This window comes from Nonomuraea sp. NPDC049646 (assembly GCF_044465525.1).
Lineage (GTDB): Bacteria > Actinomycetota > Actinomycetes > Streptosporangiales > Streptosporangiaceae > Nonomuraea.
This window is the reverse complement of record NZ_JBITLU010000038.1, coordinates 19147-28164: the sequence shown is the minus strand read 5'-3', so window position 1 is coordinate 28164 and position 9018 is coordinate 19147. Positions and strand designations below refer to the sequence as shown.

The 9018-nt window shown below is 71.3% G+C and carries 8 protein-coding genes and 1 pseudogene; 4 read left to right on the top strand and 5 right to left on the bottom strand.

Going from position 1 to position 9018, the window contains the following annotated elements:
- Positions 1-303 (top strand): annotated as a pseudogene (locus ACIBQ8_RS50860) (LysR family transcriptional regulator); the annotation flags it as partial.
- A 101-nt stretch (positions 304-404) separates the two neighbouring features.
- Here ACIBQ8_RS50860 and ACIBQ8_RS50855 read toward each other — a convergent pair.
- Both ACIBQ8_RS50855 and ACIBQ8_RS50850 read right to left on the bottom strand, forming a co-directional pair.
- Positions 405-1961 (bottom strand): OmpA family protein, encoded by a 1557-nt coding sequence (locus tag ACIBQ8_RS50855; protein WP_397195870.1) that lies wholly within the window; start codon positions 1959-1961, stop codon positions 405-407.
- Positions 1962-2109: 148 nt separating this feature from the next.
- Entirely contained in the window at positions 2110-3390 is a 1281-nt protein-coding gene (locus tag ACIBQ8_RS50850; RefSeq protein ID WP_397195869.1) for a LuxR C-terminal-related transcriptional regulator, read from the bottom strand.
- A gap of 143 nt (positions 3391-3533) precedes the next feature.
- On the opposite strand from ACIBQ8_RS50850, the gene ACIBQ8_RS50845 reads away from it, so the two are divergent.
- The 3 genes from ACIBQ8_RS50845 to ACIBQ8_RS50835 all read left to right on the top strand — a co-directional run bounded on the left by ACIBQ8_RS50845 (position 3534) and on the right by ACIBQ8_RS50835 (position 5286).
- The gene (locus ACIBQ8_RS50845; protein ID WP_397195868.1) at positions 3534-4463 is read left to right on the top strand and encodes an NADP-dependent oxidoreductase; all 930 of its coding nucleotides are present in this window, start codon (positions 3534-3536) and stop codon (positions 4461-4463) included.
- Positions 4464-4473: 10 nt separating this feature from the next.
- Positions 4474-4938 (top strand): luciferase family protein, encoded by a 465-nt coding sequence (locus tag ACIBQ8_RS50840; protein WP_397195867.1) that lies wholly within the window; start codon positions 4474-4476, stop codon positions 4936-4938.
- A 123-nt stretch (positions 4939-5061) separates the two neighbouring features.
- Positions 5062-5286 carry a hypothetical protein gene (locus ACIBQ8_RS50835; protein WP_397178819.1) on the top strand — a complete coding sequence of 75 codons (225 nt, stop codon included), beginning with the start codon at positions 5062-5064 and terminating at the stop codon, positions 5284-5286.
- 738 nt (positions 5287-6024) lie between these two features.
- On the opposite strand, the gene ACIBQ8_RS50830 is transcribed toward ACIBQ8_RS50835, so the two are convergent.
- The 3 genes from ACIBQ8_RS50830 to ACIBQ8_RS50820 form a co-directional block, all read right to left on the bottom strand.
- Positions 6025-6375 carry a DUF6968 family protein gene (locus tag ACIBQ8_RS50830; protein ID WP_397195866.1) on the bottom strand — a complete coding sequence of 117 codons (351 nt, stop codon included), beginning with the start codon at positions 6373-6375 and terminating at the stop codon, positions 6025-6027.
- A 1787-nt stretch (positions 6376-8162) separates the two neighbouring features.
- Complete coding sequence (locus ACIBQ8_RS50825; protein ID WP_397195865.1) at positions 8163-8717, bottom strand: DinB family protein; 555 nt, start codon at positions 8715-8717, stop codon at positions 8163-8165.
- A gap of 19 nt (positions 8718-8736) precedes the next feature.
- Positions 8737-8937, bottom strand: coding sequence for a DUF2000 family protein (locus tag ACIBQ8_RS50820; RefSeq protein WP_397195872.1), 201 nt, complete (start codon positions 8935-8937; stop codon positions 8737-8739).
- Positions 8938-9018 lie beyond the last annotated feature (81 nt).

The following is a 9018-nucleotide window of genomic DNA, read 5'->3' as shown; positions in this document are numbered from 1 at the left end:
TCGATCCCCACCTGCATGGAGGAGATCTTCAACCCCTGCCACACCCCCTCCGGCCGCCCCGTCCGCCGCGGCCCCAAGGTCACCACCTGGCAGGAGACCCTCAGCGCCGTCGCCTCGGGCCAGGCGACCGCCGGAGTCACCGCCGAGGCCGCGACCTTCTACCCCTGGCCCAGCCTCGCCTTCGTCCCGATCCGCGACGCCCCGCCGTGCCGGTGGGCCTTCGCCTGGCGTACGGCGAGCGAGACGCCACTCATCCGCGCCTTCGCCCGCGCAGCAGCCGACACCCGGCAACCGACGGAGTAGCACCCCCGGCTGCGACGTTTCTGCGGATTGTCGAGTATCCGGTTTGAGTCAGCTGTGGCCCACAGGGGCCCGAGGGCCGGAGCCTGCAACGAGGCGCGGGCTCAGGACAGGGGCACCTGCAGGGCGCGCCAGGTGGCCACCTTGACGGTCAGTGCGTCAGCCTGGGCGGGCAGGGCGTACAGCGACCAGAACTCCTTCGTCTCGCCGGGCTCGAAGTTCATCGCCGACAACGCCACCCCGGAGGTGTTCGTGCACGCGCAGTACGTGCCCGGTTCCTCCCCCTTGGCCACGATCACGCGGGCCGGGCGGTACAGGCGGCGCGCGGCGGGGTCGGTCACCTGGATGTTCGTCGCCGCGTGGTACTTGAAGGCGTTCCAATCGTCGGCCCAGTTGAGGTCGTGGTACCACGCCTTGCCGTCACCCCGGTTGGTGATCGAGTAGCGCAGCAGGCCCAGGTCTCCGGGCATCCGGCGGAAGGCCGTCACCTGCAGGTCGAATGGCACCCCCTTCGCGCGCACCGTCGCCTTCGTCCCTTCGCCCTCAGGCAGCGGGGACGTGGTGGTGCCGGCGGCCGGCACTTCAGCCGGTGCGGGCTTGGCGAACGTGATCGTCACCCGGCGGTTGCGGCGCCGTCCCTCGTCGGAGCTGTTGCTGTACAGCGGGCGGCGGGAGCCGTATCCGCGGGCCCTGAACGTCACCTGGTCGCGCGTGATCAGCGGCATGAGGGCCTGGCGCACCGCCTCCGCGCGGCGGCGGGACAGCGGTTCGTTGATGGCGTTGGTGCCGGAGGAGTCGGCGTGGCCGTCGACCTCGATCGTCGTGTCCGCGGACGTGTCGATGAGCTTGGCCGTCTTGGCCAGCACCGTGCGGGCGCGCGGCGTGAGCGTCGCCTTGTTCAGCGCGAACAGCACGTCGGAGGAGAGGCTGACCTTGAGGTCGGCGCCGTCGTCGGTCGTCTCCTCGGTACGGTCGAGCGACTGCGACGGCGTCTCGATGAGGTGGCTGACGGTCTCGACCTGGGAGGCGTCGGCGTCGGGCAGTTGCTGGCCGGGTGGCGGGACGGGCGGGTCGTCGCTGATCGGGACGTCGACCATCGGCGGGCCGATCGGTGTGACGATCGTCGTGGTCGCGGGGTTGCCGGATGGCGCGGGCAGCACGGCGTAGACCGTCAGCGACTCGCCGGGGTCGATGATCGCTTTGAGGTCGTCGCGGTCGGTGTCGCTGCACAGGCATTCGCCGTCGGCGGGCTTGTACGGCATGAGCCATCGGTGGGCCGGGGCGTCGAGCACCGCGATGCCGGAGGGCCAGCGCCACTTGAGCGGCCGCATCGGGTCGGCGAGCGGCGCCTGCCAGTGCAGCGGCTTGTCGGTGCTGGTGGACAGGCGCAGCTGCACGACCAGGTGCTTGCCGCCGACGCGGTTGAGCCCGACGAGTTCGGCCTTGTAGTTCGACTCGACGGTGCCCTGGACGGCGGCCAGCGCGGGCCGGGTGTCCCGGCCGCCGGACGTCGCGTCCCCGCTCGCGGAGGGCGAAGGAGCGCTGGTCGAAGGCGCGGGAGGCGGCGCGGTGGTCTCGTTCGCCGAGGGCGCGGGGGGTAGCTGACCACATCCGGCGGCCGTTAAGGCGACGGCGGTCAGGGCCATGATCCGGATACGCATGGCGGGCATTGTGCCATGACCGAATCAAAGGCGGTCAGTCAAGGAGATCGTGGACGGGCAGAAACCTCCACGGCCGCTGTCGGCGTAGCGAGCACGGCGGCCGGGCGTTGCCCGGCGCGGTCAGGCTGGCGCGATCAGGCTGGCGCGGTCAAGCCGACGTGGTCAGACCGGTGGCGTGAGCAAGGGCGGCGGCCTCGGTACGGGTGCCCACGCCGAGCTTGGCCAGGATGTTGGCCACGTGGAACTTCACGGTGTGTTCGCTGATCAGCAGGTCCTCGGCGATCTGCCGGTTGCGCAGGCCGCGCGCCAGCCGTTCGAGCACCTCGAGCTCGCGTGGCCTGAGCGCGGCCAGGGCAGCGTCCGAGGCCGGGGGCGCGGGCGGGGTGAGCGGCAGCGCGGCACTGATCGTCGTGCCCCAGCCGGGGACGGCGTCGAGGAGGAAACGGCCGTCCACGGCGGCTGCCAGCTCGGCCAGACGGCGCAGGGCAAGCGCGCCGGCCGCGAGCGTGCCCGGCCCGTCGTCGCGAACGACGAGGTGGAGCTCGGCCCCCTCCGGCTCCCCGGACACGCGAACCCTCGTCAGGCCGTCCTGCTCGAGCATGGTGACCACGGCGCCCCATACCAGGGCCAGGGCGGTGTTGGCGATGTCGGACGGTAGGACGCGGTCGCGGTCGCGCGGCCCGGCCAGCTCCAGCGACACCTGGCTGTGGCGGGCCAGGGGTGCCAGCTTGCCTGCCAGCCGGTCGAAGGCCGCCCCAGCCGGCTCCTCACTCAGCGTGGAATTCAGGTCGGCCGCGGCGCGCAACTCGATCAACGCTGACACGGCCAGGTCGGTGGCGGTGCGCCGGGCGGCGGCGTCGTCGAGCGTACGGCTGCGCAAGGTGCCGAGCAGGGAGTGCAGTGTGGCGGCGTGCATGCTGGTGAGCTCGGCGATGACGCGGGCCCGCTCGCCGGCGGCCACCCGGTTGCCGGTCAGGTCGGCGGGGGGCAGGTTCTCGGCGCGGTGCATCAGCTGCAGGGCGACCAGGTCCCACAGCCGCTGCACCAGCTCGGCTGGCGGGCCGGTGGGCGCATCCCCGCCGACGGTCACCACCACGAGCAGGCCGCCGGAGGCCCCGGCCGGGCGGGAGGCGACAGCCAGCACCGGCAGGTCCTCGCCGGCCAGGCGAGCCCGGCCGGACCAGGGCTGGCCCACGCCGACCGTGCCGCCCACGCGGGACAGCTCGGCGCTGGTGATCTTCTCGATGATCGCCGTCTCGCCGTGGGCCTTCATGGGATGCCGGGCGCAGTCGCCGGTGAGCACGGCCACCGCCCGGTGCGGCAAGAACCCGGCCAGCGCCTGTGACAGCGGCTCGAGCATGGCGCCGGTCGGCGCCCGCAGCACGGAGGCGGCTGCCGCCAGCGCGGTATGCGGGTCGGGCATGTCCATGCGCTGATGCTAGGCGACGCCGGGCAAGGGAGGTCGCTGCCCGTTCGGGTAGCAGATGCCGCCCGGACGGACGATGAGCGGGAGGGCGGCCGGCGAGCAGGCTTGCCCTGCCCGATTCGCCGCCACATCAGGAGCCGCTGATCATGAAAGCTCTCGTGGCCGCTGCCTTCGGCCCCCTGGAGCAGCTGCGTGTCCATGACCTGCCCGACCCGTCACCCGGCCCTGGCCAGGTGCAGGTCCGCGTGCAGGCTGCGGCGCTCAATCCCATCGACGTGAAGCTGGTCACGGGTGAGCTGCGTGCGATGTTCCCGGTGACGCACCCGTGCGTGCCCGGCGTGGATGCCACCGGGGTGGTGGCGGCCGTGGGAGAAGGCGTGACGCGGTTCGCGGCAGGTGACGAGGTGATCGCCTACGCAGGCGCGGCCTCGGGGGTGATCGCCGAGTATGCGCTGGTCGGCGAGGGGCCCGAGCTCGTCCACCGGCCAGCGCTGTCCCCGGCCCACGCCGCCGCGCTGCCCATGGCGGCGATGACCGCGCACTGTGTCCTAGCCTCCGCCGCCCTGGAGCCGGGCGACAGTGCGCTGGTCATCGGCGCGACCGGCGGCGTGGGCGCCCTTGTGGTCCAGCAGGCCGCCGAGCTGGGCGTACGCGTGCTGGCCACTGCAGCACCCGCCGACACGGCCTACATCCGCGCGCTCGGTGCGCACGAGACCATCGACCACACCGCCGTCGACACTCTGAGTGCGGCCCGGCGGCTGCACCCCGGCGGGCTGGACGTGGTCGTCGACCTGATCAACGCCGGTCCCGCGCTCGCGTCCCCCGCCGGGCTCGTACGGCCCGGCGGCCGGCTCGTCTCCACCCTGTACGGCCCGGCGGAGGTGGACGGGGTCGCGCCCGTCTACGTCCGGATGGAGGCATCGACCGGCGACCTGCACCGGCAGGCCGAACGGGTCGCGGCGGGCCGGATGAGCATCGAGGTGGCCGCGACCTACCCGTTCGACGAAGCCCCGCAGGCCATGCGCGACCTGGCCGAAGGCCAGTACACGCGCGGCAAGATCGTCATCACTTTCTGAGGAGTCCGTCATGCTGTCCCTTCCCACCCGCGCCGGGGACCGTCCCCGTACCGGCCCGTCCGTTCCGCACGTCCAGCTCAGCCAGAACAGCCCCGGCGAGATCCGCGAACAGCTCGCGCAGTGGATGACCACCCGGCTTCCCGGCACCGAGATCAGGCCGAGCGAGATCTCCGAGCCGGGCTCGCTCGCCTTCTTCCTGCACCAGGACGCGGTGCCGCCGCAGGGAGCGGTGCTCCTGCCGCCCCGACTGGTCGCCGAGTTCGCCCATGTCCACGCCGACGGCAGCCTGCACATGGCCCTGTCACAGGAGGACCAGCAAGAGCTCATCGCCAAGGGCTGGGGCGAGCGCCATCCCCTGTACTCACCCACGATCAACGTGGTGATGCTCTACGGTCCCCGCAGCCCACAAGAGCTGGAGACTGCCAGAAGCGTCGTCGCGGCCTCCTACCGATACGCCACCGGCAGGACCCTGTAGCCGCCCGGCCCCGCAGTCAACCCCTGGCCGCGTGGCCCGCCCGCGGCGCGGAGGTTGACCGCGGCGGCCGGCCAGGCACCGGGTGTGCTCCTGCCGCGAACGGCGGACGGCTAGCGCAGCGAGATGTGCAGAGCCTCGCCCACGCGCCGGTCCGACGCCCGCCAGGCCGCCGACGCAGAAGATCGCGCGCGGGTTGATGAGGTCACCCGGCAACGGCGACACGGCGAGGCCGACGAGCCTGACGAGTTCATCTGCGCCGAGCGACAGGGCCTGGCCGCCCAGGCCCGCGCCGCCGCCGACGGCGCCCAGGCTGACGCGTCCATGGACGCCTTCAACGCCATGGCCTAGATCCGCAGGGCGGCCTCGCTGGCGCTGCCGGCCAGGCAGCAGATCGCCTTCACCTCTGACCAGGGGATCTTTTCGATTCGACCCTAGATAGACCCGACAGTCGCTTCGGCTCGCTGTCGTCGGCAGGGGTTCGCGGTCGCCTCGACGAACGCTTGCGCCGCGGGTTCGAGTACCGGTTCGCCCATGGTGGATGCTCATTTCCTGTGTGGTTGACGTTGCCTCGTGCGGCGATCCCGCGGAGCGGGGCACGCTCGTGCCGCGTCCGCTCAGCCTGCCGGGTGCCGTCGATCGTCCCGCGTCCGGTCGGGAGCCTGGCAGCCGCGGTTGCGAGAGTTCCGGGGAAGGAGCCCGCCGGAGCGCCCGGCGTTGCGGTTCGGGTTGCGTCCAAGGCGGGCTCGGAGTGTCCAGCGTCCCTCATCGGCGTCGGCCGCCCGTTCGAGGATGAGTTCGCTCTTGGTCAGGCCGGAGGCGGCGTCGGCGGGCGCTCAACGATGACGTTCGGGATCCGCCTTTGGTAGCCGGCGTAGAGGGGCCAGATACCGGTCGTCGTCTCCCACAGGTGGGTCGGTTCGGCGCCGACCTGCACGGTCACGTCGGGTTGGGCGAGCAGGTTTCGGAGCCGCCGGCTCCTGGACGCCGCAGGGGCGAGGCGCACGACGGGTCGTGCCTGCTCAACAGCCCTCCCGGCGGGCCTGCCATCCTCCGTCCTCCCGAGAACCGCACGATTCGAAGTGACAGTCAGACATCCAAGGCCGGATGGGGCCCCGGGCCCACCGTCAACCCGAGGTCCGGCCAGCCCAGCCAGTCCAGCCGGACCGACGAGGCCAGCGCCCGCTCCTCCAGCTTCAATCGCACCTTGTACACGCTCAGCAGGAGCGCCTGCAGGGAGTCCACACCGAAAGCCGCCCCGACTTCCTGGTCGCCCAGACCCAGGATCTGGTGGGGACAGCACCAGTCGCCGTTCACGCTCAACTGGTCGAGGCGCGGCGTGCCGAATCTGATCGTCACCGGCCTGCGCGTACCGTCCCCAGCGAGAGCCTCCAGCTGCCGCTCGACGGCGATTTCGCCCAACTCGTACGTAATCTCCATACTCCTAGTCTGCGGGAGCCCCAGACTGGTATCACTTCACATGCTCTCGGTTGCCAACAGGGCGATCTTCACCTGATGTCGACACCCTGTTCCGCCCCCTCGGCGAGTACCTTGCCGAGGCGCCCGTCCTGCCGCCCGTCCTGCCGCCCGTCCTGCCGCCCGTCCTGCCGCTCGTTCCATGGGTGTCGCCGGCGGGGCGTGGTGTACGGGGAGGCGCGGGTGGCCGCCCCGACTCCCTGTCGCACAGCCGGGCCTCCGCCGCGTACGAGCGGGGCCGTCATGGATTCCGCCACCGAACGGGCGATCCTGTCTTCGCCTCCAACGCCTACGCCTGGGCGCCGTCCACCAACACGGCGCGTACGGTCGCTGCCCCCTTCGGCGAGATCGGCCTCCTCGTGGTCGACCCCGACGACATCGCCGCCGTGACGCTGACGCAGACCGGCCACGCGAAGGCGACGTACGAACTGACCGGGCCCACCCCGACCACCCCGCCTCAACGCGCGGCGGCAACCGCGGCCGCCATCGGCGAGCGGCGGCGCGGTCCGCGCCCCGGAGTGTGGCGAGGATGCTGGAGATGTGGTTGGCGACCTGGCGCGAGATGGAGGTGCTCCATGAGGTCAGGCGGCTGGTCAGGCTGGTCGTCCACGGGTACTGGGCGCCCTCGGGCTTGCGGCCCGGGAAGGTCTCGGCGTTCGCGGTGATGCTTCGGGAGACGGCGGTCACTCCGTGCCGTTCGATCGACCTGGGTGACCAACGCCTCCAGCTATGTGTTCGCGCCGAAGGCGTGAAGGAGGGTACTGCGCCCGGTTTCAGGTCGGCGATGAGCAGGACGACGTCGTCGGGATGGCGCAGCGCGCGCAGGCCCTCTGACGTTGGACGAGGTGGGGCGGACGCCCGGTGGAACGGCGTGCCGCGGCCACCTCACAGTCCGGGGGCTACGATCACCGCGCTGATCGCTGAGCTCAGCAGCAGAGTCGCGCCCATGATGGGTCCAGCTGATCGGCTGCTCGGTGTGGTCGTATCCTGCCGGCGTGGCGCCACCACACCGAGCGCGACCAACTGGACGACGCCGACGATGGCCACACCGAGGTCGTTCAGCAGCAGTGCCAGGGGGAGGATTTCCTGTGGACCCGCGGGCGTCCCGCGGAGTTGATCGCAGTGCGGGGCCCATTCCTGGATCGCCCGCGCGCATCGGCCGTACCCAGTAGTTCTGTCGTGTTGAGATGGGGTACGCGCAGCATGAACGGCGTTCCACGGAGTCGGTTCACCCGAGCGGCCACGAGGTGTGCGCGTCGGCCGATCCCCAGCAGACCGCCCACCAGCAGGAAAGCCTGCGCCAACACGATCGCCACTCCGGCAGGCTCCGGCGGCTCCAGTGCCACCTCGGCCGCCGCTGCCACGAGCCCCCCGCCATGGTCAGCGCCAGCCGTCGCTTGGGCTTCCTGATCCAGGCATGCGCCGCCTCCCACGCCTCACGCGAGGCGAGCGTCTCCCGGGTGCGCAGCCCGGCCACTCCGTTGCGCGTGTCGGTCGCACCGGTCTCGTCATGGAACGGGATCAGCACCAAGGCCAGAGCCGGGAGAGCGAGGATCGCGGTGATCAGAAGGGTACTTCCGAGATTGACGCCATCTCGGAAGTACACTCCTACGGCGGGTGACCTGCACATCGAGCAACAGGCTACAGAACTGGGCGAGCCGATCGAGGTCGACGGCGTCGATGACCATGCCGCCCAGGCGAAGGCCCGGCCCTGCCTGGCTTATGCGCTCCCTCGCTCGTGTGCTTCTCGCTCATACGCCCCTCGCCCCGTCGATGCGTTCGCGCAGCAGGTCGGCGTGGCCGTTGTGGCGAGCGTACTCCTCGATCATGTGGATGAGCACCCAGCGCAGCGAGAGCCGCCCACGCCAGGCGTCGTGGCCCTCGACGTTGAGGTGGGGCGCTTCGGCGACGTAGGCGTCGGCGAAGGCCACCTCCTCCCGCCAGGCCCGCCATGCTCCGTCGATAACCTCGGGGTCCGGCACGGCGCCGTCGAAGTCGCCGTCGGGGTCCTCGGCGGAGGAGAAGCGGGGCGGCGCGTCCTGACCGGCCAGCACTGCCCTGAACCAGCGGCGCTCGACGTCGGCGAGGTGCCGGACCAGCCCGAGCAGCGACAGCGTGGAGGGCTCCACGGACCGCAGGGCCAGCACGGTGTCCAGGCCCGCGCACTTCAACTTCAGCGTCGCTCGCTGAGCGGCGAGGACGTCGACGAGCATCGTTCGCTCGTCTCCGAAGGCGGGGAAGGTGAACCGGCTGTCGTCCTCGCCACCGAGGATCTCACTTCTTCTCCGGCGGCTCGTGTTAATCATGTTCTTCAGCCTTTCTGAGTCACGCGAGCAGGGGAAGCCGTTTGGTCAGGGCAGTCACGCGATTACGCCGCCCGAACACGGCGACGGCTACGAGGCTGACGTGTTGCGACGGGGTGGTCTTCAACGCGGCGAGGTGGTCGTCGTAGTCTCGGGCGCGCTGGGCCACCTCGTTGAAGCCCACGGTGATCAGGTCATCCTGGGCCAGGGCGCGGTGGTGCAGCTCTCGTAGTTCGTCGGCGGGAGCGATCAGGACGGCGACCGGGTGTAGGTTCAGGCCCGCCTGCCATCCTCAGCCGGCGTC